Raw genomic sequence first — 22,228 nt, 5'->3', positions numbered from 1 at the left:
GGACGACCAGCCTAGGAGGCTGGTAGGACAGGTCCGTGACCACCCCGGCCGAGCCCCCGGCGCACGAGCTGCGCACCGCACGACTGCTGATGCGGCGCTGGCGCGACGCCGACCGCGAGCCGTTCGCGGCGCTGAACGCCGACCCCGAGGTGATGCGCTACTTCCCCTCGGTGCAGGACCGCGCGACGTCCGACGCGCTCGTCGACCGCGTGGAGGCACGCTTCGACGAGCTGGGCTGGGGCCTGTGGGCGGTCGAGCGGCTCGACACCGGCGAGTTCATCGGCTTCACCGGGCTCAACCCGGCGCCCGAGGGACTGCCGCCGGCGGTCGAGGTCGGCTGGCGGCTCGCGCGGCCCCACTGGGGCCAGGGGTTCGCACCAGAGGCGGGCGCCGAGGCGCTGCGCGTGGCGTTCGAGCACCTCGGGCTCGACGAGGTCGTGTCGTTCACGACGACGCGCAACGAGCCGTCGCGCCGGGTCATGGCCAAGCTCGGCCTCACCCACCGGCCCGAGCGCGACTTCGACCACCCGCGCACGCCCGGCTGGTCGGGCCGGCGGCACGTGCTCTACGCGATCGACGCGCCGACCTGGCGCGGCCTCAGCGGCACTCGGGCAGCGCCGACCCCTCGCAGCAGGTGACGGTCTTCTGCTTGCACGTCGGGCACAGCCACCGGCTGGCTCGCGGGTCGTACTGGGTGCCGCAGTGCAGGCACTCGACGCCCGCGGTCACCACCGGCACGGGCTGCACCAGGTCCGTCGCGCTCATGGCCCGACGGTAGGACGTCCGGCCGCCGGGACGCGCGCGACGCGCCCGGCGGGCGGTGCCGCGACGACGTCCGGGTGCAGCGCGTGCGCCACGGCCTGCACGCCGTCGACGACGCGCGGGCCGGGGCGGGTGACGAGGCCGCCGGCGTCGACCGCCCACACCGCGGCGTGCGGCGGCAGCCGGTGCAGGACGCCGGCGGCCAGCGCCAGCGCGGCGTCGACGTCCGCGCAGCGCGGCGTGACCAGCACGGCGTCGACGTCCAAGGCGGCGACGTCGTCCCACGTCGTGGTGGTCGAGCGGCCGCCCGGCGCTGCGAGCACCGGGTCGCCACCAGCCGCCGAGACGACCTCGGGCACCCAGTGCCCCGCGACGAAGGGCGGGTCGACCCACTCGAGCACCAGCACGCGCGGGCGCGGGCGTCCGTGCACGGCTGCCGCGACGGCGTCCAGCCGCGCGTGGAGCCGGTCGCGCAGCGCCTGCCCCTGCTCGGCCGCCCCGGCCGCGGTGCCCACGGCGACGGCGCCGTCGAGCACCTCGGCCAGCGTGCTCGGGTCGAGCGTGACCACGGACGACGGGCAGCCCACGGCCGCGAGCGCCCGGTCGGCCGCGTCGGCGGGCAGCGCGCAGACCCGGCACAGGTCCTGGGTCAGGACGACGTCCGGTGCGAGGTCGGCGAGGGCCTGCTCGTCGAGCTGGTAGAGCGGGGCCCCGGCGGCCACCCGCTCTCGCACGAGGGCGTCGACCTCGCCCGGTGACCTGCCCGCGGTGTCCAGGCCGGTGACGACGACCCGGTGGTCGCTGCGGGCCGCGGCGGGCTCGTCGCACTCGAAGGTGACGGCGGTCAGCCGGTGCTGCAGGCCGAGCGCGTAGACCCACTCGGTGGCGGACGGCAGCAACGACACGATCCCGGGCACGGGCCGAGCCTACGAGGACGACGGATACCGTCAGCGCCATGAGCACCTCCGAGGCCCTGCGCGACCGAGCCGCCGCCCTCGACGCCGCCGACCCCGTGGCCGTCGCGCGCGAGCGGTTCGACCTGCCCGACGGGGTCGTGTACCTGGACGGCAACTCGCTCGGCGCGCTGCCGTCGTCCGTGCCCGACGTCGTCGCGGACGTCGTGCGCCGGCAGTGGGGCCGCGACCTGATCGCGTCGTGGAACCAGCACGACTGGTGGGGCGCCCCGCAGCGCGTCGGGGACGCCGTCGGCCGGCTCGTCGGGGCCGGTCCCGGTCAGACCGTGGTCGGCGACTCGACGTCCGTGAACCTCTTCAAGTGCTACGTCGCCGCGGCGCGCCTGCGCCCCGGCCGCCGCGTGGTGGTGAGCGACCCGGGCGTCTTCCCCACCGACCAGTACGTGCTGGAGGGCGCGGCCGCTCTGGCCGGGCTCGAGATCGTGCACGCCCGGCCGGACGCGGTGCCGGCCCTGCTCGCCGAGCGCGGGCACGAGGTCGCCCTGGTGTCGCTGTCGCACGTCGACTACCGCACCGGCGAGCTGTGGGACCTGCCCGGCATCACCGCCGCGACCCATGAGGCGGGCGCGCTGTCGCTGTGGGACCTGTGCCACTCGGCCGGCGTGGTGCCGGTCGACCTCGACGCGCACCACGTGGACCTGGCGGTGGGGTGCGGCTACAAGTACCTCAACGGCGGGCCGGGTGCGCCCGCCTACGTCTACGTCGCGAGCCGGCACCTGTCGGAGTTCGACCAGCCGCTGACCGGCTGGCACGGGCACCTGCGGCCGTTCGCGATGGAGGGGTCGTTCACCCCGGCGTCCGGCATCGAGCGCGCGCGGGTGGGCACTCCCCCGCTGATCTCGGTGCTGGCGCTCGAGGAGGCGCTGCGCGCCTACGACGGGCTCGACCTCGCCGACGTCCGCGCGAAGTCGGTGTCGCTCACCGGGTTCTTCGTCGAGTGCCTGCGCGAGCTCGTGCCCGACGCGGTCGTGGCCACGCCGCTGGACGACTCACGCCGCGGCTCGCAGGTCGCGCTGCGGCACGAGCACGCCTACGGCGTCGTCCAGGCCCTGATCGCTCGGGGCGTGGTCGGCGACTTCCGCGAGCCCGACGTCGTCCGCCTCGGCTTCGCCCCGCTCTACCTCTCGCACGCCGACGTGCTGACCGCCGCCACCCATCTCCACGACGTCCTCGCCGCCGGCGAGCACCTCGCGGAAGCCTTCGCCACCCGCTCCCAGGTCACCTGACCCCACCCGCCAACGCGACGACGTCCGAAGACCCGGCCGCCATAGCAACCAGATCTTCGGACGCAACGAGGTGCGCAAGGAGCGCGGCGCACGCGCTCTCCGGAGGCGCGCGTCAGAGCGAGCTTGCGAGCAGCGCGCCGGAGCGAGGGCGCGTGCGTCGTGCGGCACCGATAGAGCGCCGGGTCACCAACCGCGCTCGGCGAGCCGGTGCGGCTCCGGGATCTCGTCGACGTTGATCCCCACCATCGCCTCGCCGAGCCCCCGCGACACCTTCGCGATGACGTCGGGGTCGTCGTGGAACGTCGTGGCCTTGACGATGGCCTCGGCACGCTGGGCCGGGTTGCCGGACTTGAAGATGCCGGAGCCGACGAAGACGCCCTCGGCGCCGAGCTGCATCATCATCGCGGCGTCGGCCGGGGTGGCGATGCCGCCGGCGGTGAACAGGACGACGGGGAGCTTGCCCTTCTCGGCGACCTCCTTGACCAGCTCGTACGGGGCCTGCAGCTCCTTGGCCGCGACGTAGAGCTCGTCCTCGCTCATCGAGGTGAGCCGGCGGATCTCGCCGCCGATCTTGCGCATGTGCGTGGTGGCGTTGGAGACGTCGCCGGTGCCGGCCTCGCCCTTGGAGCGGATCATCGCCGCGCCCTCGGTGATGCGGCGCATGGCCTCGCCGAGGTTGGTGGCGCCGCAGACGAACGGCACGGTGAACTGCCACTTGTCGATGTGGTTGGCGTAGTCGGCCGGGGTCAGCACCTCGGACTCGTCGATGTAGTCGACGCCGAGCGACTGCAGCACCTGCGCCTCGACGAAGTGGCCGATGCGGGCCTTGGCCATGACCGGGATCGAGACGGCCTCGATGATGCCGTCGATCATGTCGGGGTCGCTCATCCGCGAGACGCCGCCCTGGGCGCGGATGTCGGCGGGCACGCGCTCGAGCGCCATGACGGCCACGGCACCGGCGTCCTCGGCGATCTTCGCCTGCTCGGCGTTAACGACGTCCATGATGACGCCGCCCTTGAGCATCTCGGCCATGCCGCGCTTGACGCGGGCGGTGCCGGTGACGGGAGCGGTGCTGTCGGTGGACACGGGGTACCTCGCTAGGACGTCGCGATCGGCGGACCGCACCATCGTACGGGCCGCCGAGCACCGGTCCGGCACGCATCCTGCCTCGTGGGACGCGGATCACCTGCCACGGTGTCGCGTCGTCAGCGGGTGAGCGCCACCGGCGGCTCGTCGTCCATCTCGAAGGTCTCGGGCGGCGCGGCCCGGCCGGCCAGCCGGGCCCAGCGCACGACCCGCTTGCGGCGCACCCGGGTGGCGTCGGTGACCGCGTTGTTGAGGAACCGACGGGCCAGCTGCACGCGCTGGCACGCCGCGACCAGGCGGTCCAGCAGCGGCACGAGCAGCGGGTCGTCGCCCAGCTCGGCGACGGCGTGCTCGTCGAGCGTGGCGCGCAGCGCCTGCGACAGGTCGCTCTCGGCCCGTTCGCGCGCCACGGCCTCGGGGCCGTGGACGCCGTCGGTGCCGGACCGCTCCCCCACCTCCATGGCCCGCGAGGCGGCGTCGGCCACGATCAGCCCGGACGCCGGGTCGACCGCCCCGGAGGTGGCCAGCTCGACAGCGGCCTCGGCCCGGCGCACCAGCTGCGCGTCCAGCGCGTTGCGCGCGCCCTCCACCCGGTGGTGCAGACGGTCGAGCCGGGCCGCGGAGTAGGACAGGTACCAGGCGAGCAGCGCCAGCAGCAGCGCGATCGCGAGGAAGAGCGGCAGGTCCACGGCGGCCACCCTACGGACGCGCGCCGTCGGCGACGGTCTCGTACACCGCGAGGACGTCCTCGGCGACGACCGACCAGTCGTAGCGCCGGACGCCGGCCGACGCCGCCGCGCGCAGCGCCGACCGACGCGACGGGTCGCGCAGCAGGTCGACGAGCGAGCGGGCCAGGGCAGCGGCGTCCTCGGCCGGGAACAGGACGCCGAGCGTGCCGTCGTCCAGCACCCGCCGGAACGCGTCGAGGTCGCTGGCCAGCACCGGCGCGCCCGCGCTCATGGCCTCGACCAGCACGATGCCGAAGCTCTCGCCGCCGGTGTGCGGCGCGACGTACACGTCGACCGACCGCAGCAGCGCCGCCTTGTCGGCGTCGCTCACCATGCCCAGGAACGTCATGGAGCCCCGCACCTCGGGCGGCAGCAGCTCGGCGGCCTCGTCCTCGTCGCCCCGCCCGGCGACCAGGAAACGCGCACCCGGGATCGCCTCGAGCACCGCCGGCACGGCCTCGCAGAGCACCGGCAGGCCCTTGCGCGGCTCGTCGATCCGCCCGACGAACGCCACTGTCGGTGCATCGGGCGTGCCCTGCCACTCCGGCCGCACCGGCGCGTCGGCGAACGCGTCGACGAAGACGCCGTTGGGGATCACGACGGCGTCGCCGCCGATGTGGGTCGTGACGGTCCGGCGGGCGTCCTCGCTCACCGCGATGCGCGCGGCGATCTTCTCCAGGCTCGGGCGCACCAGGGGGTAGGCGGCCTGCATGGCCCGCGAGCGCAGGTTGGAGGTGTGGAACGTCGCGACGATCGGGCCGTCGTAGGCCCACAGCGCCAGCAGCGACACCGACGGGGTGACGGGCTCGTGGATGTGCACGACGTCGAAGTCGCCCGCCTCCAGCCACCGCCGCACGCGCCGGGCGCTGACCGGGCCGAAGGTCAGCCGCGCCACAGAACCGTTGTAGGGCACCGGAACCGCGCGCCCCGAGGGCGTCACGTAGTCGGGCACGGGGGTGTCGTCGTCCGCCGGGGCGAGCACGCTCACCTGGTGCCCGCGGCCGATCAGGTGCTCGGCCAGGTCGCGCACGTGGAACTGCACCCCGCCCGGGACGTCGAACGAGTAGGGGCACACGATGCCGACCTTCATCGGTCGACCTCCGCGGCAACGCCTCGCGGCTCGAGGTCGGCGACGAACACCCGCTGCAGCATGTGCCAGTCCTGCGGGTGCTCGCGGACGGCGGCGCCGAGCTGGTCCGCGCACCGCTGGGTCAGCGCGGCCACGGCGTCACGGCCGGACCCGACGTCCGAGGTGTCGACCTGCGGGTGCCAGGTGATGACGATCCCGTGCCGGGCACCGGCCCGCTCCTCGTACCGGATGCTCACCGTGAACAGCGCGGCCCCCGTGGCCAGCGCCAGGGCGGCCGGCCCGACCGCCATGCGTGCGCGCTCGCCGAGGAAGTCGACCTCGACGCCGCCGGAGGTGAGGTCGCGGTCAGCCAGCAGAGGCACGAAACCGCCGTCCCGCAACGTCTTCAGCAGCTGGCGGAAGACGTCGGAGCCGCCGGTGAGCGGCACGATGCGCATGCCGAGCCGCTCGCGGAAGCTCACGAAGCGGTCGAACAGCCGCTCGGGCCGCAGCCGCTCGGCGACGGTCGTCACGGGAGCGAGGTTCACGGTCGACCACGCGCCGGCGTGGTCCCAGTTGCCGAGGTGCCCCAGGAACATCACCACCCCGCGGCCGGACCCCAGCGCGGCACGCACCGGCTCGTCGCCGACGACGGTGACGGTCGACGTCAGCCGCTCGGGCGCCCAGTCGGGCAGCCGGAAGCTGTCGCACCAGTAGCGCAGGTACGACCGCATGCCCGCCCGCGACAGGGCCCGCAGCCCGGCGGCGTCGAGGTCGGGACGGGCGCGGCGCAGGTTGGCCTGCAGCCGTTGCACGCCCTTGCCCTCGCGCCGCCACGCGACGTCGGCGACCCGGTCGAACAGCCCGTAGGCGACGCCCTCGGGGAGCAGCCGCACCAGCCGCCAGCCCGCGGTGTAGGCGAGGTACGACAGCCGTTCGCTCACGGGGTCGGGGGCGGCACGGCGGACAGCGCCTGCCGGCGCACCTCGAGCATCCGCTGGACGACGGTGACCAGGCTGGCCAGGGCGAGGAGCGCCAGCACCACGGTGAGGACGACGACCGGCAGGCCCAGCCCGACGAGGCCGGTGGTGACGAGCACGGCCACCAGCCGGTCGGCGCGCTCGGCGATGCCGACGTTCGCGGTCATGCCCAGCCCCTCGGCCCGGGCCTTGGCGTACGACACGACGGCGCCGAGGGCGAGGCACGCCAGCGCCAGCACCGCGGTCAGCCGGTCGTCGCCGCCGCCGGTGAACCACAGCACGATCCCGCCGAAGACGGCGGCGTCGCCGACGCGGTCCAAGGTCGAGTCGAGGTAGGCGCCCCACGAGCTCGACCGGCCCGACGCGCGCGCCATGATCCCGTCGACGGTGTCGCTGAAGACGAAGGCCGTGATGACGAGCGTGCCCGCCAGCAGGTGCCCGGTGGGGTAGAACACCAGCGCCCCCGCGGCGACGCCGAGCGTGCCCACGAGCGTGACGACGTCCGGGCTGACGCCCAGGCGCAGCAGGGCGTTCGCCACCGGCGTCAGCAGGCGGGTGAAGAAGGCACGGGCGAAGCGGTTGAGCACCGCCCGATCCTAGCCAGGGCGCCACGGCGCTCGTGCGGGCGCTTGTGCGGGCGTCGGCGTCGGGCCAGGGTGGAGGCTGGGCGCTTCGGGCAGCGAGGCAGGTCTGAGGGAGGGTGGCATGGCGCACGAGGCCAGCACGCCGCAGCAGGTGCGCAACGTCGTCCTGGTGGGGCACACGGGCGCCGGCAAGACCACGCTCGCCGAGTCCCTGCTGCTCGCCACCGGCGCCGTCACCCGCCTCGGCTCGGTGCAGGACGGCACCACCGTCACCGACTTCGACGAGCAGGCGCGCAAGCAGCACCGGTCGGTCGGGGTCGCCGTGGCGTCGACGCAGCACCAGGGCGTCAAGCTCAACGTCATCGACACCCCCGGCCACCCCGACTTCGTCGGCGAGCTGCGCGCGGGGCTGCGCGCCGCCGACGCCGCGCTGTTCGTGGTGTCGGCCGTCGACGGCCTGGACGGCGCCACCGCCCTGCTGTGGGACGAGTGCGCGGCCGTGGGCATGCCCCGAGCGGTCATCGTGACCAAGCTGGACCAGCCGCGCGCGGACTTCGAGGAGTCGGTCGCGGTGTGCCAGCGGGTCTTCGGCGAGGGCGTCGTGCCGCTGTACCTGCCGCTGCACGACGAGGGCCCCGGCGGGGACGACGACGTCGCCGGGGTGATCGGGCTGCTGTCGTTGCAGCTGTACGACTACAGCGGGGGCGGCCGCAGCGCGCGGGCCGCGGACCCCGAGCACCGCGAGCTCGTCGACGGCCGCCGGTCGGACCTGATCGAGGCGATCATCCAGGAGTCCGAGGACGACGCGCTGATGGACCGCTACCTCGCCGGTGACGAGGTGGGCCTCGACATCCTGGTGCCCGACCTCGAGCGCGCCGTCGCCCGCGGCTCGTTCTACCCCGTGCTGCCGCTGGTGCCGACGTCCGGCGTGGGCGTGCACGAGCTGCTCGAGATCCTCACCCAGGGCTTCCCCTCCCCCGCCGAGCGCCCGCTGCCCGCGGTGACGACCCCGGACGGCGATCCGCTGCAGCCCATCGCGTGCGACCCGGGCGGCCCGCTCGTCGCCGAGGTGGTCAAGACGACGACCGACCCGTACGTCGGTCGGGTCAGCCTGGTGCGGGTCTTCTCGGGGACCCTGCATCCCGACTCCGCGGTGCACGTCTCGGGCCACAGCGCGCGCTTCGTCGGCGCCGCGCTCGAGAACCACGAGGACCACGACGTCGACGAGAAGGTCGGCGTGCTCTCGAGCCCGCTCGGCTCGACGCTGCGGCCCACCGGCCGGTGCATCGCCGGCGACATCTGCGCGGTGGCGCGGCTGTCGAAGGCCGAGACCGGCGACACGCTCTCGGACGTCGGCCGCCCGACCCTCGTCGAGCCGTGGGTGCTCCCCGAACCCCTTCTGCCCGTGGCGATCCGGGCCGCGACGCCGTCGGACGAGGAGAAGATGGCCGAGGCGCTCGGCCGGTTGACGGTCGAAGACGCCACCGTGCGGGTCGAGCACGACGCCCGCACCCAGCAGCTGGTGCTGTGGGCCATGGGCGAGGCGCACGTGGCGCTGGTGCTCGACCGGCTGCACGACCGCTACGGCGTGCGAGTCGAGGCCGTTCCCGTGCGGGTGTCGCTGCGCGAGACCTTCACCACCGCCGGTCAGGGGCGCGGCCGGCTGGTGAAGCAGAGCGGCGGCCACGGCCAGTTCGCGGTCTGCGAGATCGACGTCGAACCGCTGCCGCCGGGTACCGGCCTCGAGTTCGTCGACAAGGTCGTCGGCGGGGCGGTGCCGCGGCAGTACATCGCGAGCGTCGAGAAGGGCGTCCGCGCCCGGGCCGAGCGCGGCCTCATGGCCGGCTACCCGGTGACCGACGTGCGCGTCACGCTCACCGGCGGCAAGTCGCACTCGGTCGACTCGAGCGACGCCGCCTTCGCGACGGCCGGGGGCCTGGCCCTCGAGGACGCCGCGAGCCTGGGCCTGCGCCTGCTCGAGCCGGTCGACGAGGTCGAGATCACGGTGGACGACGAGTTCGTCGGCGCGGTGATGACCGACCTGTCGTCGCGGCGTGGGCGGGTCACCGGCACCGAGCCGCTCGGCAACGGGCGCAGCACGGTGCGCGCCGACGTCCCGGCGACGTCGCTGTCGCGCTACGCGGTCGAGCTGCGATCGGTGGCCCACGGCACGGGCGTCTTCACCCGGGCGTACGCGCGGCACGAGCCGGTGCCGGCGAACGTGGCCGAGCGGATCCTCGAGGCGGCCGGGCCGGCGCACCCGCACGGCTAGCATGCCGGGGTGCTGACGCAGGGGGCCGTGGGGACGGGTGCGGACGAGGCGCTGCGGCTGGGCCGCGGCGCCCGCTGGTGGCGCTCGGGCGTGCTGGCGGTGCTGGCCACGCTGTTCCTGCTCGGCTCGGTCGTCGGGCAGGACGAGTGGTGGCCGTTCGGGCCGTGGCGGATGTTCTCGACGTCCACACCACCGACCGGCGCCGTGGTGGCCATGGCCCTCGAGGTGCGCACGGCCGCCGACCCGGGATGGGTCGGCACCGGCCTGACGCCGGAATCGGTCGGCCTGAACCGCGCCGAGGTCGAGGGGCGCATCCCGCAGATCACGTCCGACCCCTCGATGCTCGGCACCCTCGCGGCCAGCCACGCCCGGCTGCACCCCGACGCGCCGCGCTGGACCGCGGTGCGGCTGGTGCGGCGCGAGACGGTGATCGTCGACCGTCGTCCGACCGGCGAGGTGCGCGAGAAGCTCGTCGCCGAGTGGGACGCGCCGTGAGGGCCTGGCTGTTCACGCCGGTGCCGTTGGCGCGGGTGGCGCTGCTGCGGGCCGCCGTCTACGCCTTCGTGGTCGTCGACGTCCTCTTCCTGCACACCTCGGGCTGGTACCACGGCGCGGCCGACCCGGTCTGGTACGAACCGCTGGTCGGCGGCGAGCTGCTGCACCTGCCGGCCGCGACGTTGCTGCTGGTGGAGCTGCTCAAGTGGGGCTCGGTGGTCCTCGCGCTGGTGGCCGTCACCGGACGCTTCCCGCGGGCCGCCGGCTGGGCGGTGGCGATCACCTGGTCGTGGTACCAGTACGTGGCCTTCAGCTACGGCAAGGTCGACCACGACCGCGGCGACTTCGTGCTGGCGCTGCTGCTGCTGCCGACGGTCGGGACGGCGCACCTGTCCGACCGCCGGCTCAGCGAGGCCGCCGGGTTCGCGATCCGGGCGGTCCAGCTCGGCGCCATCGCGACGTACTTCCTGTCGGCGATCGCCAAGCTGCGCTTCGGCGGCCCCGAGTGGGTCAACTCCGCGACGCTGGTGCGCGCGGTGGTGCGGCGCGGGACGCCGTTCGGCGAGCTGTTCCTGCACACGCCGTGGGTGCTGCACTTCGGGCAGTGGTTCATCATGGGCGCCGAGCTGTTCTCGTGGGTGATCTTCTTCCTGCCCGAGCGGTGGCGACGGCTCATGGTGCTGGGCTGGTACCTGTTCCACGCCGGCACCTACGCCTCGATCACCATCGCGTTCTGGCCGCACCTGGTGATGCTGCTGGCCTTCCTGCCGCTCGAGGAGTACCGCGACAAGCTCCTCGCCCGCTACCGCGCCCGCCGTCAGCGCAGCCGTCATCGCAGCGAGACAGGTGCGATCAAGACCGACCAGGTGCGATGACGCGTGCGGTGACGGATCAGGACAGCAGCGGGAGGCGGGCCGCCAGGTCGCCGAGGGCGGCGCGCTCGGCGTCGGTGGGCTCAGCACGGCCGGTGGCGACGAGGGCCCAGCGCTCGTCGGTCCAGGCGTCACCGGCAGGCGCTCCCGCGAGCCCGTCCAGCACCCGCCGCACCTCCCGCAGCCCGGACGACGACGGGCCGGGCGTTCCAGCCGGCTGACCGACGAGCAGGTCCAGGTGGTGCAGCGTCACCTCGACCACGAGCGTGCTCAGCAGGTCGTCGGCCCGCAGCACGTGGCCCTGCGTCGCCAGCAGCGCGTCGGGCTCGACCTCCGCCGCGGCCCGGACGACGGCCGCCGCTGTCTCGAGGTGCAGGGCCTGCAGCGGAGACCAGTCGCGGAACATCGTGGCCGCGACGCGCGTCCAGCGCCGACCGTCGGCGGCGGCCTGCGCGGCGGTGCGGCCGTCGACGCCGGCCGCCGGGCTCTCGCGCCAGTAGCTGACCGCGTCGAGGTCGGCCGGGCCGTCCGCCGGCGTGTGCAGCGCCACCAGGGCCCGCTGCGCGTCGCCCAGGCAGTGGAGCACCAGGTCGCGCGCGCTCCACCCGGTGCAGCCGGTCGCGGCCCAGCTCGCGTCGTCGTCCAGGCCGCGCACCAGCTCGGCCAGGGCCTCGTAGCCCTGGGCCAGCAGGAGCGCGGCCTCGGTCACCGGGTCAGCCCGGCCAGGCGTCGGCCAGCTGCTGCCGGGTGTCGCCGAGCAGCACCGGCAGCGCCTTGGTGCGCGCGACGATGGGCAGGAAGTTCGCGTCGCCGCCCCACCGCGGCACGACGTGCTGGTGCAGGTGCGCGGCGATGCCGGCACCCGCCACCTCGCCCTGGTTCATGCCGAGGTTGAACCCGTGCGGCGCCGACACCGCGGTCAGCACGCGGATCGCCTCCTGGGTCAGCGCGGCCACCTCGTGCGTCTCGTCCTCGGTCAGGTCGACGTACGCCGACACGTGCCGGTACGGGCACACCATGACGTGCCCCGGGCTGTACGGGTACAGGTTGAGGACGACGAACGCCGTGCGCCCCCGGTGGACGACGAGGCCGGTCTCGTCGTCCACGGTCGACGCGCGGCAGAACGGGCACTCGCGCGGGCTGTCGTCGGCGGGCTTGCTCTCGCCGCCGATGTAGGCCATGCGGTGCGGGGTCCACAGCCGCTCGAACCCGTCCGGCTCGCCCGCGAAGGACGAGCCCGGCTCGAGCGGCACCTCGCCGGACGACGGCACGTCGGTCACGGGGTCGTGGCCCGCGAGCGGATCGCCTCCACGACCTCGGCCACCGCGTCGGCGACCGGCACGCCGTTGTTCTGCGAGCCGTCGCGGTAGCGGAACGACACCGCGCCCTTGCTGACGTCCTCGTCGCCCGCGATGAGCATGAACGGCACCTTGGACTTCTGCGCGTTGCGGATCTTCTTGGGGAACCGGTCGTCGGCGACGTCGACCTCGACCCGCACGCCCTGCGCGCGCAGCTGGGCCGCGACGTCGTGCAGGTAGTCGGCGTGGACGTCGGCCACCGGGATGCCGACGACCTGCACCGGTGCCAGCCAGGCCGGGAAGGCGCCGGCGTAGTGCTCGACCAGCACCCCGAAGAAGCGCTCGATCGAGCCGAACTTCGCCGAGTGGATCATCACCGGCTGCTGCCGGGTGCCGTCGGCCGCCTGGTACTCCAGGCCGAACCGCTCGGGCTGGTTGAAGTCGTACTGGATGGTCGACATCTGCCAGGTGCGCCCGATCGCGTCGCGCGCCTGCACCGAGATCTTCGGCCCGTAGTACGCGGCGCCGCCCGGGTCCATGACGAGCTCGAGACCGGACTCGGTCGCGACGTCGCGCAGCACCTCGGTGGCGAGCTCCCACTGCTCGTCGGAGCCGATGAACTTGTCCTTCTTCTCGCCCTCGGTCTCGCGGGTCGACAGCTCGAGGTAGTAGTCGTCCATCCCGAAGTCGCGCAGCAGCGACAGCACGAACTCGAGCAGGTGCTTGATCTCGCCCGGCGCCTGCTCGGCGGTGACGTACGAGTGCGAGTCGTCTTGCGCGAAGCCGCGCACCCGGGTCAGGCCGTGCACGACGCCCGACTTCTCGTTGCGGTAGACGTGCCCGAACTCGAACAGCCGCATGGGAAGCTCGCGGTACGACCGCCCGCGCGAGCGGAAGATCAGGTTGTGCATGGGGCAGTTCATGGCCTTGAGCCGGTAGTCGGTGCCGTCGACGTCGAACGGCGCGAACATGCCCTCCTCGTAGTACGGCAGGTGCCCCGAGGTGTGGAAGAGCTGCTCCTTGGAGATGTGCGGGGTGCCGACGTACTCGAAGCCCTCGTCGATGTGGCGCTGGCGGACGTAGTCCTCCATCTCGCGCTTGATGACGCCACCGCGCGGGTGGAACACGGGCAGCCCGGAGCCCAGCTCCTCGGGGAACGAGAACAGGTCGAGCTCGGCGCCGATGCGCCGGTGGTCGCGGCGCTCGGCCTCGGCCAGCCGGTCGAGGTAGGCCTTGAGGTCGTCCTTGCTCGGCCAGGCCGTGCCGTACACGCGCTGCAGCTGCGGGTTCTTCTCGCTGCCGCGCCAGTACGCGGCCGCGGTGCGCATCAGCTTGTAGGCATTGCCGATGATCTTGGTGGTGGGCAGGTGCGGGCCTCGGCACAGGTCCTTCCAGGCCACGGTGCCGTCACGGCGCACGTTGTCGTAGATGGTCAGCTCGCTGCCGCCGACCTCGGCGGCCGCACCCTCGGCGGCGTCCTCGGCCGCGCCGCCCTTGAGCCCGATCAGCTCGAGCTTGTACGGCTCGTCGGCGAGCTCGGCGCGCGCCTCGTCGTCCGAGACCGGCCGGCGCACGAAGGTCTGCCCCTCGTTGATGATGCGCTGCATGGCCTTCTCGAGCGCCTTGACGTCGTCCGGGGTGAACGGGGTGTCGACGTCGAAGTCGTAGTAGAAGCCGTCGCGCACGGGCGGGCCGATGCCCAGCCGCGCCTTCGGGTGGATCTGCTGCACGGCCTGGGCCAGCACGTGCGCGGTCGAGTGCCGCAGCACCGCCAGACCGTCCTCGCTGTCGACGGTGACCGGCTCGACGACGTCGCCGTCGGACAGCGCGTGCGACAGGTCGACCAGCTCGCCGCCGACGCGCGCGACCACGACGGGACCCCGGCCGTCGGCCTCGAGCAGCTCGCCCGCCGTCGTCCCCGCCGCGACCGATCGCTCGCTCCCGGCGACGGACACGGTGATCTGGGCGGGCACGGGGACCTCCTGGTCGGGGTGGTGCGTGGACGGTGCAGGTCGGCCGGCGAGCGCCGGCCCCCGCCAGCGTATCGACGCGCCGCGGGTGGGGCCGAGCGGGTTTCAGCCGAGCTGGACGTCGTCGCCGACGCGCAGCGTGCCGGGGCTGACGACCTCGGCGTAGACGCCGAGGCAGTGCCGCGGCTGCTGGCTGATGCGCAGGACGACGTCTCCGAGCCGCAGCTCCTGGCCGACCCAGGCGGTCTCCAGCCCGGCGTCGTCCGCGAGGTCGAGCACGACGTTGGCGCGCGGCTCCTCGACGCTGCAGGCCGGGTCGCCCAGGGTGGTCCCCTCGTCGGCCGCCGCCCGCTCGACGGCCTGCCGGCTGACCAGGTGCACCGCCGCCACCTCGTTGAAGCGGGCACCGCCCTGGTCGGCGCGGCGCAGGGCCACCGGGCGGCCGACCGCCTGCGACAGCGCGGCGTCGGCGTCCGCACCGGTCAGCTCGTCCGTGCGGCCGGGCAGGCGCAGCGTCGGCGAGCCGTCCTCGGACGTCGGAGCACCGGCGCGCACGTCGCGCAGCTGCGGCAGCGCGCGGGCCGTCAGCACCTCGTCGCCGTCGGCCACGGCCCAGCCGCGGTCGTGCTCGAGGCCGCCGGGCAGGACGACGGCGCGGTCGACCTCGACGGCGTCCATGGACTTGACGGGGAAGGACCGCAGGGACGCCACGCGCCCCAGCGCGGGACGGGACGACGACGGCTCGGGAGCGCTCACGAGGAGGAGCCTACGACCGGGGGCCGGGTGGTGCTGGTGGGCGATACTGGGTTCGAACCAGTGACCTCCTCGGTGTGAACGAGGCGCTCTACCACTGAGCCAATCGCCCGTGCTCGCACGGATGCGCCACCCGCGGTGGCGCGGCACCTACCGTACCGGATCGGTGCGCCCGCGCCCCAATCGCCTCAGCCGCCCAGCCCGGGCACCTGCAGCAGCAGGTCGCGGCCGACGTCCGGCAGCCAGCCCGGCACCCCGGTGAGCGCGAAGTAGGTCCAGAACAGCGCCAGCACCAGCGCGAGGGTGGCCAGCGCGACGACGCCTCGCACCCACAGCGGCTGGTCGCCGATCCAGGTGGTCCAGCGCCTGACGTGGCGGCGGGCGAACTGCAGCAGCCGGTCGGCCGGCTCGAACTCGCTGGCGAGCACCGCGAGCGCGACGAAGACCAGCGCCCAGCCGGGGCCGGGCAACGGGATGGCGATGATGCCGACCACCAGCAGGGCCAGCCCGACGACGAGGACGGCGCCGCGGTAGAGCCGGCGGGTCGTGGGGTTGCGCTTGAGGCGGGCCCGCCACTGCCAGCGGTCCTCGTCGGCGTCGACCAGGACGGTGTCGGTGTCGGCGCCCCCGTGCCCCTCTGCCTGCATGACCTCAGGGTACGAGAGAGACGTCAGCAGACCGTCGTCTGGTGCGGGGTTGACCGTCGAAGGAGAGGCGCTTTGCCTTCTCTTTGCTCGGGATTACCAGCAGATCGGACATTGCGGACGACTTTTGCCGGATATCGGACACCGAGGTTTGAGGGCGCCGCGCGGCGGGCACACCTGAAGCAGCCGAGGGCACCCCCGCCCCCCACCCAGGAGGACCCACCATGCTGCAGCCGCCCGTCCAGGTCGTGGACGACGTCGACCTCAAGCTCGTCGTCCCGGGTGACGAGGGCCTGCTGCTCACGGCCACCCTGCGCTACGAGGTCGCCGACCCCTACGCGGTCGAGGCGACGTTCCGGGCCGGCGACGAGTCGATCTCCTGGGTGCTGGGTCGCGACCTGCTCAGCGACGGCCTGCTGCACGAGTGCGGCGACGGCGACGTGCGCGTCTGGCCGACGACCGACGGCGGCACCTCCGTCGTCATGCTGCAGCTCAGCTCGCCGGACGGTTGCGCGCTGCTGGCCGCCGACGCCGAGGGCCTGCAGGCGTTCCTCGCCCGCACCTACGACGCGGTGCCGCTCGGCTACGAGGGCGACCACATCGACGTCGACGCCGCGATCACGCAGCTGCTGGCCTGAGGCGCGACCGACCCGATCAGGGGTCGACGTCCTGCGCCGCCCGGCGGCGGAACAGCTCGAGCGCGCGAGCGGCCAGCGGGCCGGGCGCGTCGAGACGGCGGTCGTCGACCGCGTGCACGGCCTGGACGTCACGGGTGGACGACGTCAGCAGCACCTCGTCGGCCGCGCGCAGGTCGTCCAGCCCGAGCTCGGTCTCCTCGACGTCCAGCCCGTCGGCGATCGCCCACTCCAGCAGCAGCTCTCGGGTGATGCCGGCCAGGCAGCCGGACGACAGCGGGGGTGTCACCAGCCGCCCGCCGACCCCGAGGAAGATGTTCGAGCCGGTGCCCTCGCACAGCTGGCCGCGGGTGTTGGCCAGCAGCGCCTCGCTGCCGCCGTGCTCGTGCGCGTACGACAGGGCGACGACGTTCTCGGCGTAGGACGTCGTCTTGAGCCCCGCGACGGCGCTGCGCTCGTTGCGCGTCCACGGGACGACGCTCACCGCGGTGCTCGCCTCGGGCCGCGACGCCAGACCGGCCAGGACCACGAGGGTGGACCGCGCGCCGTCGCGCCCTGACCCGAGCGGGCCGGGGCCGCCGGTGACGGTCAGCCGCAGCCGGCCGAACTCCATCGGCGGTGCGTCGCCCAGCACGGCCTCGACGCCCTCGCGCAGCCGCTCGACGTCCGGCGCGGGCAGGCCGAGCCCGGCCGCCGACGTGGCCAGCCGGCGCAGGTGGCGCGTCATGGCGAACGGCACGCCGTCCTCGACCTTGAGCGTCTCGAAGACCCCGTCGCCCACCGTCACGCCGTGGTCGTTGCTGCTCAGCGCGGGCTCGCCCGGGGCGAGCAGCCGGCCGTCGACCCAGGCCCGCAGTCCGTCGTCCGTCATGGGCCCAGTCTGTCACCGGTCGGCTGCGGTCAGCCCACCACGACCCGCACCCACTGGTAGTGACCGCCGTCCTCGCGCCAGTCCCAGGTGTCGAGGGCGACGACGTCGCCGAGCGGCGCGAGGTCGCGCCGCAGCGTCGCCTCGGACCGGTGCCGGAAGTACCGGCCGTCGGGCAAGGTGCGCTCGCGGTCGTCCGGCGCGCCCCAGACACCGATCTCGACCCGGCCACCGCTGCGGACCACCCGGCGCAGCTCGGCCACCGCAAGGGCGAAGCCGTCGCCCGGCAGGTGCATCAGCGTGCTCATCGACCACGCCGCGTCGAACGAGGCGTCGACGAAGGGCAGCCTGGTCGCCGAGGCCAGGACCGCGTCGAGCCCGCGCTCGCGGCAGAGACGCACGGCCGCGGCTGCGAGGTCGACGCCGGTGCACGCGCTGCCGCTCTGCTCCAGCAGCACGCCGTCGCGGCCTGCGCCGCAGCCGACCTCGAGCACGTGCCGCGCACCGGTGGCGCGCAGGTGGCCGGCGAACTCCTGGACGTGGGCCGTGCGCTCCTCGCCGAGCGGCCGCGCCGCGCGGTCCTGCATCTCGGCCGCGTCGTAGGCCTGCTGGGTGCGGTCCGTGACGTCCATGACGGTGAACCCTAGGCCGAGGCCCGCGTCACGACCGGTCCGGCGTGGCAGCCAGGCCGAGGAGGCGGTGCGCCTTGAGCTCGGTCTCGTCCCACTCCCCCGCCGGGTCGGAGCCCCACGTGATGCCGGCCCCCGCGCCGAACCGCAGCACCCGTGCGTCGGTGCCGTCGTCCGTCGTCCAGAAGGTGCGGATGCCGACCGCCAGCTCGGCGGAGCCGGCGTCCGCGTCGAGCCAGCCCACCGCCCCGCAGTAGGGGCCGCGGGCGACCGGCTCGAGGTCGGCGATCGCCCGCAGCGCGCTGGACTTCGGCGCGCCCGTGACCGAGGCCGGCGGCGTCGTCGCGCGCCAGAGGTCGGCCCAGGTGCGACCGGGAGCCAGCCGACCGCGGACCCGCGACACCAGGTGCACGAGCCCGGGATGCTCCTCGACGGCCAGCAGGTCGGTGACCTCGACCGAGCCGGGACGGCACACCGTCGAGAGGTCGTTGCGCGCGAGGTCGACGATCATCACGTTCTCGTCGACGTCCTTGGGCTGCAGGCCTTCTGGGGTCGGCGCGGTGCCCTTGATCGGCCCGGTCAGCACGACGTCGTGGTCGCGGTGCAGGAAGAGCTCGGGCGAGGCGCACACCACCTCCAGACCCGGCAGCCGGACGACGCCGGCGTGCGGGGCCGGGTTGCCGCGGTGCAGCCGGTGGGCCAGCGCGACGACGTCCGCCTCGGCGGGCAGCGGGTGCTCGAGCACGCGGCAGACGTTGACCTGGTAGACGTCGCCGCGCGCCACCCGCTCCCGGACGTCGGTCACCGCGGCCTCGTAGGCGTCGCGGTCGAGGGACGTCGTCCAGGTACCGGCCAGACCCGGCCACGGCGCCACCGGCTCGGGCAGCAGGCCGGGCCGCACCTCGTCGAAGCGGGCCGCCACCAGGTCGCCCTCGAAGCTTCCGACGAGCGCCCACCAACCGCCCGCCCGCTCGACGTCGGCCAGCACCGCGGCCGCGTCGTCGGCCGTGCCCGCCCGGCGCACCTCGGCCAGACCGCGCGCCAGCCGACCGCCGAACCAGGCGAACGCCTCGGGCACCGCGCTGGTCAGAGCGCCTTGCTCATGATGACGGCCTCCTCGCGGAAGCCCTGCGTGCGGTACAGCTGGCGGGCCACCTCGTTGTCGCCGAACACGTTGAGCCGCAACGAGGTGAGGCCCCACTCACGGGCGATCTCCTCGGCCCGCTGCATCAGCTGGCGACCGAAGCCCTCACCCCGTCGGTCGGCCTCGACCTCGACGTCGTAGATCCAGGCGTGCTCCCCCGGCGTGCCGGCCGCGCGATGGGCGAGCCACAGGATCCCGACCGCGCGGCCGTCGCCGTCGACGGCGCGCCACAACCGGTTCCCGGGAGCCGGCGTGCCGTCGGGGAACAGCTCGACCATGCTCTGCCGCGCCCGCTCGCGCGCCTCCTCGAGCGGCACCCCGCCCAGCGCGTGCATGTCGTCGGCGTAGGACTGCTCGAGGTGCACGAGGTAGCGGGCGAGGTCGTCGCCGGCGAGCTCCTCGTAGCGCAGGTCGTGGCTCATGGCGCGTGAGCCTACCGACCGGCCGGACGTCGGCCGAGAGCCCGTCGAGACACCCTGCGGCGCAGCGGGTCTGGGGACGAAACCGGGGCGATCCGGACGTGATCTTGTGGCGCCGTCGAGCGCGGGAGTAGCGTCGCCGGGCAGCGCACAGGGCCTCGCAAAGGGGTGGGTCCGCCATGGTCGCGAACGACGAGACACCTGGCCGCAGAGGCCGTGACGACGTCCGGCGCGGGCGCGACGACGAGCTCGACAAGGCCTGCCGCGCGCACCTCGACTTCTTGCGCAAGCGCTGCCCGCACCTGCTCCCCCGCGGCCCGCTCGAGCCCGGCCAGGTGTCCGACCCCTTGCCGCTGGACGTCGGTCGGGCCGGCGAGGTGCTCCAGGTCGCCGTGCAGCAGGTGACCGCCGACGCGCTGGCCCGCGAGAGCGGCGACCGGCGCGCGCGGCGCGACCTGCCGCGCGCCGTGGTCTGGACGCAGGGCGCCGACAGCCTGCTGGTGCTGCTCGACACGCTGCGCGTCAGCACCGGCGACGGCGTGGTGACCGTCGCGGTCGACGTCTCGTGCGACGAGCTGGTCAAGCTCACCCAGGAACGCCGCACCACCGTCGAGGTCGACCTGGTGGTCGGCACCGAGAAGCGGCCGGCCGGGCTGCTCGCCGCGGCCACGACGCCGCGCGGTCCGGCGCTGGTCGTGAGCCGGTGGGGCGACGCCCTGGTCGCGCTGGCCTGGCAGGGACTGCTCGACGCGTCCGCCGGCATCGCCGCCGCGTCCGGGTCCGACACCGACGGCGCGCCGCTCGTGCCGACGACCTGGACGGCGTCGGCGAACGGCCTGCAGATCGGCCCCCAGGCCCGCCACCCGTTCGACCGCCACCCCGTGGGGGCGAGCGGGAGGTGACCGCGGACCTCGGCGACATCGCCGGCCTGGCCACCGCGGTCGGGCTGCTCGACGAGGACGGCTCCCCCCGCGACGGCTGGTTCGCCGACCCCGGCCGGTTCCTGTCGTCGGTGCTGAAGGACCGGGTGCAGCGCCGAGCCCTCGTGCAGGTGGTCGACGACCTGCTCGGCGGGTCCGAGTCGGCGACCGACGCGCAGGGCCGCACCTGGCTGCCGCTGTTCGAGAAGGCGCCGCTGTCGGTGAGCGTCGTGCTGGCCGAGGTGCGCGGCGGCGAGCAGGTGCACGTGGGCCTCGGCGCGTCGGTGCGATCGCCGGGCGGGCCCGGCCGGGTGGGCGTCGAGGTCGACGCGTTCGTGCCGCTGTTCGCGGCCTCCGGCTCGGTGGCGGTGGGCGACCCCCTCCTCATCGGCCACCCCGGCGCGGACGTCGACGTCCGGCTCGCGCTCACCATGCCGTCCGGGACGTCGGCGGGCGGGGTGCAGCTGGCCTCGGCCGAGCTGACGGCGACGATCCCGACCGGCGGCGGCGACCCGCGGCTCGGCCTGGCGCTGCGCGGGCTGCGGCTGCCCGGCGCGGCGGCCGCCCGCGACGTCGTCGTCCACGCGGACGAGGTCGCCGACCTCGACGACGCGCTGCTCGAGCTCGTGATGGGGCTGGTGCAGGCCGGCACCGACGCCCTGCCCGCCAGCGACCCCGCCCACGGGCTGGCCGGCCTGCTCGGCCTGGTCGACGGCGACGGGGTGCCCGACTGCCCGGTGGCCGACCTGCTGGCCCGCGGCCCGGTGGCGCTGGCCACCTGGTGGGCGCAGTGCCTCGACGGCCCGGCGCGGACGCAGTGGCTCGAGCACCTGCGCACGCTGCTCGGCGGCACGACGCCCGCCCCGCCGGCGGCGCCGGGCGTGCACGTGGCCGTCGGCCCGGTCACGGTCGTGGTGGACGTCGTCGCGGCGCCGGCCGCCGGCGGCCTGCCCCAGGTGACGCCGCAGGTGCAGTTCTCGGCCACCGGTGCCGCCGGGACCTCGCTCGACCTCACGGTGCAGCCGGTGCGCCTCGACCTCGCCACCGGTGCAGCCGTCGCGCTGCCGCTGCTGAGCCTGACCGCGCGCGTCGGGTCCGGCACCGCCGACCCCTTGCTCGGGCCGGTCGCGGGACCGGACGGCCTGCAGATCACCGTCGGCTCCTTCTCGGCCGGCTTCGAGCTGGACGCCGCGCGCCGACCGCTGCTCGTGCTGCGCGCGCACCGGGCCGTGGTCGGCAGCACGAGCTACGACGTCCTGGACCTCACCGACGGCGACGCCCTCGCCGCCGTCGCGAGCAACGCGCTGGACGACGCCGCGGCCAGCCTGCTGGGCGGGCTCGGCCCGCTCGGCGACGCCGTGGCCGTGCTGCTGGGGCTGGCCGACCCGCCGTCCGGTCCGGCGCCGCGCGTGGACGCGGTGCGGCTGCTGCAGGACCCGGTGGGAGCGCTGCGCGACCGCTGGCGCGCCCTGCTCGCGTCGTCCGAGGCCACGGTGCGCTCGGTGCTCGCGACCTGGCAGCAGGCGACCGCGGCGCAGGCCTCGCAGGCCCTGCCGGTGAGCGGCACCGGCTCGGCCGTCGACCCGTACCGCGTGGCCGTCACCGACGACGTCGACGTCGTCCTGGTGGTCACCGGGTCGGTGCTGGCCGTCGACCTCGCGGCGCGGGTGCAGGCGCCGCTCGCCCTCGGCGCGCAGGTGGGCGCCGACGTGCGGCTCGGCCTGCTGCGCGCCGACCTGCAGGCAGCGGCGCCGTCGGCCCAGTTCGGCACCGGCCTGCTCGCGGTGCTCTCGCTCGGCGGCGAGCAGGACCACGACCTGCGCCTGGTGCCCGACGGCTCCGGCGTCGCGCTGCTCAGCGTCGGCGCGCGGGTCGCCTGGAGCCCGGCCACCGGGGTGCG

The 22,228-nt window shown here is 74.7% G+C and carries 24 protein-coding genes and 1 tRNA gene; 8 read left to right on the top strand and 17 right to left on the bottom strand.

Annotated features, from left to right (window positions below; translation table 11 throughout):
* Window positions 1-35: 35 nt before the first annotated feature.
* Window positions 36-638 (top strand): GNAT family N-acetyltransferase, encoded by a 603-nt coding sequence (locus tag ACYVJ4_RS00125; RefSeq protein ID WP_460458066.1) that lies wholly within the window; start codon window positions 36-38, stop codon window positions 636-638.
* Here the strand turns inward: ACYVJ4_RS00125 and ACYVJ4_RS00120 are convergent.
* Together ACYVJ4_RS00120 and ACYVJ4_RS00115 are read right to left on the bottom strand one after the other, a co-directional pair.
* Window positions 598-765, bottom strand: a complete 168-nt coding sequence (locus ACYVJ4_RS00120; protein WP_460458065.1) for a hypothetical protein — start codon at window positions 763-765, stop codon at window positions 598-600. The genes ACYVJ4_RS00125 and ACYVJ4_RS00120 overlap by 41 nt on opposite strands.
* Window positions 762-1,679 carry an ABC transporter substrate-binding protein gene (locus ACYVJ4_RS00115; RefSeq protein ID WP_460458064.1) on the bottom strand — a complete coding sequence of 306 codons (918 nt, stop codon included), beginning with the start codon at window positions 1,677-1,679 and terminating at the stop codon, window positions 762-764. Before ACYVJ4_RS00115 ends, ACYVJ4_RS00120 begins: the two co-directional genes overlap by 4 nt.
* A gap of 38 nt (window positions 1,680-1,717) precedes the next feature.
* Here ACYVJ4_RS00115 and kynU point away from each other — a divergent pair, with 38 nt between their 5' ends.
* Window positions 1,718-2,962: a kynureninase gene (gene kynU / locus ACYVJ4_RS00110; RefSeq protein ID WP_460458063.1), complete on the top strand. Its 1,245-nt coding sequence runs from the start codon at window positions 1,718-1,720 to the stop codon at window positions 2,960-2,962.
* A 183-nt stretch (window positions 2,963-3,145) separates the two neighbouring features.
* On the opposite strand, the gene pdxS is transcribed toward kynU, so the two are convergent.
* The 5 genes from pdxS to pgsA all read right to left on the bottom strand — a co-directional run bounded on the left by pdxS (window position 3,146) and on the right by pgsA (window position 7,412).
* A complete protein-coding gene (pdxS, locus tag ACYVJ4_RS00105; protein WP_460458062.1) occupies window positions 3,146-4,048 on the bottom strand; it encodes a pyridoxal 5'-phosphate synthase lyase subunit PdxS in 903 nt (300 codons plus the stop codon).
* A gap of 119 nt (window positions 4,049-4,167) precedes the next feature.
* Window positions 4,168-4,737, bottom strand: a complete 570-nt coding sequence (locus ACYVJ4_RS00100; RefSeq protein WP_460458061.1) for a hypothetical protein — start codon at window positions 4,735-4,737, stop codon at window positions 4,168-4,170.
* Window positions 4,738-4,747: 10 nt separating this feature from the next.
* Window positions 4,748-5,866 carry a glycosyltransferase family 4 protein gene (locus tag ACYVJ4_RS00095; protein ID WP_460458060.1) on the bottom strand — a complete coding sequence of 373 codons (1,119 nt, stop codon included), beginning with the start codon at window positions 5,864-5,866 and terminating at the stop codon, window positions 4,748-4,750.
* Entirely contained in the window at window positions 5,863-6,789 is a 927-nt protein-coding gene (locus ACYVJ4_RS00090; protein ID WP_460458059.1) for a phosphatidylinositol mannoside acyltransferase, read from the bottom strand. Before ACYVJ4_RS00090 ends, ACYVJ4_RS00095 begins: the two co-directional genes overlap by 4 nt.
* Window positions 6,786-7,412, bottom strand: a complete 627-nt coding sequence (gene pgsA, locus ACYVJ4_RS00085; RefSeq protein WP_460458058.1) for a phosphatidylinositol phosphate synthase — start codon at window positions 7,410-7,412, stop codon at window positions 6,786-6,788. Before pgsA ends, ACYVJ4_RS00090 begins: the two co-directional genes overlap by 4 nt.
* A gap of 118 nt (window positions 7,413-7,530) precedes the next feature.
* Here pgsA and ACYVJ4_RS00080 point away from each other — a divergent pair, with 118 nt between their 5' ends.
* Genes ACYVJ4_RS00080 through ACYVJ4_RS00070 form a run of 3 tightly spaced genes read left to right on the top strand, consistent with a single transcriptional unit; the run spans window position 7,531 to window position 11,051 of the window.
* Window positions 7,531-9,681 carry an elongation factor G-like protein EF-G2 gene (locus tag ACYVJ4_RS00080; protein ID WP_460458057.1) on the top strand — a complete coding sequence of 717 codons (2,151 nt, stop codon included), beginning with the start codon at window positions 7,531-7,533 and terminating at the stop codon, window positions 9,679-9,681.
* A 9-nt stretch (window positions 9,682-9,690) separates the two neighbouring features.
* Window positions 9,691-10,176 (top strand): hypothetical protein, encoded by a 486-nt coding sequence (locus ACYVJ4_RS00075; protein ID WP_460458056.1) that lies wholly within the window; start codon window positions 9,691-9,693, stop codon window positions 10,174-10,176.
* Window positions 10,173-11,051: an MFS transporter permease gene (locus ACYVJ4_RS00070; protein WP_460458055.1), complete on the top strand. Its 879-nt coding sequence runs from the start codon at window positions 10,173-10,175 to the stop codon at window positions 11,049-11,051. The genes ACYVJ4_RS00075 and ACYVJ4_RS00070 overlap by 4 nt, the downstream gene beginning before the upstream one ends.
* 16 nt (window positions 11,052-11,067) lie before the next feature.
* On the opposite strand, the gene ACYVJ4_RS00065 is transcribed toward ACYVJ4_RS00070, so the two are convergent.
* The 6 genes from ACYVJ4_RS00065 to ACYVJ4_RS00040 form a co-directional block, all read right to left on the bottom strand.
* Window positions 11,068-11,757, bottom strand: coding sequence for a maleylpyruvate isomerase N-terminal domain-containing protein (locus ACYVJ4_RS00065; RefSeq protein ID WP_460458054.1), 690 nt, complete (start codon window positions 11,755-11,757; stop codon window positions 11,068-11,070).
* Between the two features lie 4 nt (window positions 11,758-11,761).
* Entirely contained in the window at window positions 11,762-12,319 is a 558-nt protein-coding gene (locus ACYVJ4_RS00060) for an HIT family protein (RefSeq protein ID WP_460458099.1), read from the bottom strand.
* A 5-nt stretch (window positions 12,320-12,324) separates the two neighbouring features.
* Window positions 12,325-14,319 (bottom strand): threonine--tRNA ligase, encoded by a 1,995-nt coding sequence (gene thrS / locus ACYVJ4_RS00055; RefSeq protein ID WP_460458053.1) that lies wholly within the window; start codon window positions 14,317-14,319, stop codon window positions 12,325-12,327.
* Window positions 14,320-14,421: 102 nt separating this feature from the next.
* Window positions 14,422-15,072: an MOSC N-terminal beta barrel domain-containing protein gene (locus tag ACYVJ4_RS00050; protein ID WP_460458052.1), complete on the bottom strand. Its 651-nt coding sequence runs from the start codon at window positions 15,070-15,072 to the stop codon at window positions 14,422-14,424.
* Between the two features lie 34 nt (window positions 15,073-15,106).
* Window positions 15,107-15,181 (bottom strand) — tRNA-Val (locus ACYVJ4_RS00045).
* 76 nt (window positions 15,182-15,257) lie between these two features.
* Complete coding sequence (locus ACYVJ4_RS00040; protein WP_460458051.1) at window positions 15,258-15,716, bottom strand: TIGR02611 family protein; 459 nt, start codon at window positions 15,714-15,716, stop codon at window positions 15,258-15,260.
* Window positions 15,717-15,937: 221 nt separating this feature from the next.
* On the opposite strand from ACYVJ4_RS00040, the gene ACYVJ4_RS00035 reads away from it, so the two are divergent.
* Complete coding sequence (locus tag ACYVJ4_RS00035) at window positions 15,938-16,351, top strand: SsgA family sporulation/cell division regulator (RefSeq protein WP_460458050.1); 414 nt, start codon at window positions 15,938-15,940, stop codon at window positions 16,349-16,351.
* A 16-nt stretch (window positions 16,352-16,367) separates the two neighbouring features.
* On the opposite strand, the gene ACYVJ4_RS00030 is transcribed toward ACYVJ4_RS00035, so the two are convergent.
* The 4 genes from ACYVJ4_RS00030 to ACYVJ4_RS00015 are packed head-to-tail and all read right to left on the bottom strand — an operon-like array spanning window position 16,368 to window position 19,411.
* Window positions 16,368-17,204, bottom strand: a complete 837-nt coding sequence (locus tag ACYVJ4_RS00030) for an aminotransferase class IV (protein ID WP_460458098.1) — start codon at window positions 17,202-17,204, stop codon at window positions 16,368-16,370.
* A 44-nt stretch (window positions 17,205-17,248) separates the two neighbouring features.
* Window positions 17,249-17,848 carry a class I SAM-dependent methyltransferase gene (locus ACYVJ4_RS00025; RefSeq protein ID WP_460458049.1) on the bottom strand — a complete coding sequence of 200 codons (600 nt, stop codon included), beginning with the start codon at window positions 17,846-17,848 and terminating at the stop codon, window positions 17,249-17,251.
* 28 nt (window positions 17,849-17,876) lie between these two features.
* Entirely contained in the window at window positions 17,877-18,923 is a 1,047-nt protein-coding gene (locus ACYVJ4_RS00020) for a chorismate-binding protein (RefSeq protein WP_460458048.1), read from the bottom strand.
* Between the two features lie 8 nt (window positions 18,924-18,931).
* On the bottom strand, window positions 18,932-19,411 hold the full coding sequence (locus ACYVJ4_RS00015; protein WP_460458047.1) for a GNAT family N-acetyltransferase: 480 nt from the start codon (window positions 19,409-19,411) through the stop codon (window positions 18,932-18,934).
* Between the two features lie 176 nt (window positions 19,412-19,587).
* Here ACYVJ4_RS00015 and ACYVJ4_RS00010 point away from each other — a divergent pair, with 176 nt between their 5' ends.
* On the top strand, window positions 19,588-20,310 hold the full coding sequence (locus tag ACYVJ4_RS00010; RefSeq protein ID WP_460458046.1) for a hypothetical protein: 723 nt from the start codon (window positions 19,588-19,590) through the stop codon (window positions 20,308-20,310).
* Window positions 20,307-22,228, top strand: a 1,922-nt coding sequence (locus ACYVJ4_RS00005; RefSeq protein ID WP_460458045.1) for a hypothetical protein, incomplete at its 3' end; no start/stop codon positions are given. The genes ACYVJ4_RS00010 and ACYVJ4_RS00005, both read left to right, overlap by 4 nt.

The organism is Angustibacter peucedani (assembly GCF_054779595.1).
Note: the sequence above shows the minus strand (reverse complement) of the source record. Positions and strands in the feature narration are given on the sequence as shown.

Coding starts and splice junctions, on each gene's coding strand:
- ACYVJ4_RS00080 (WP_460458057.1), top strand. CDS start 7,531: ATGGCGCACGAGGCCAGCACGCCGCAGCAGGTGCGCAACGTCGTCCTG.
- ACYVJ4_RS00040 (WP_460458051.1), bottom strand. CDS start 15,716: ATGCAGGCAGAGGGGCACGGGGGCGCCGACACCGACACCGTCCTGGTC.
- ACYVJ4_RS00025 (WP_460458049.1), bottom strand. CDS start 17,848: ATGGACGTCACGGACCGCACCCAGCAGGCCTACGACGCGGCCGAGATG.
- ACYVJ4_RS00035 (WP_460458050.1), top strand. CDS start 15,938: ATGCTGCAGCCGCCCGTCCAGGTCGTGGACGACGTCGACCTCAAGCTC.
- ACYVJ4_RS00015 (WP_460458047.1), bottom strand. CDS start 19,411: ATGAGCCACGACCTGCGCTACGAGGAGCTCGCCGGCGACGACCTCGCC.
- ACYVJ4_RS00095 (WP_460458060.1), bottom strand. CDS start 5,866: ATGAAGGTCGGCATCGTGTGCCCCTACTCGTTCGACGTCCCGGGCGGG.
- ACYVJ4_RS00010 (WP_460458046.1), top strand. CDS start 19,588: ATGGTCGCGAACGACGAGACACCTGGCCGCAGAGGCCGTGACGACGTC.
- ACYVJ4_RS00120 (WP_460458065.1), bottom strand. CDS start 765: ATGAGCGCGACGGACCTGGTGCAGCCCGTGCCGGTGGTGACCGCGGGC.
- kynU (WP_460458063.1), top strand. CDS start 1,718: ATGAGCACCTCCGAGGCCCTGCGCGACCGAGCCGCCGCCCTCGACGCC.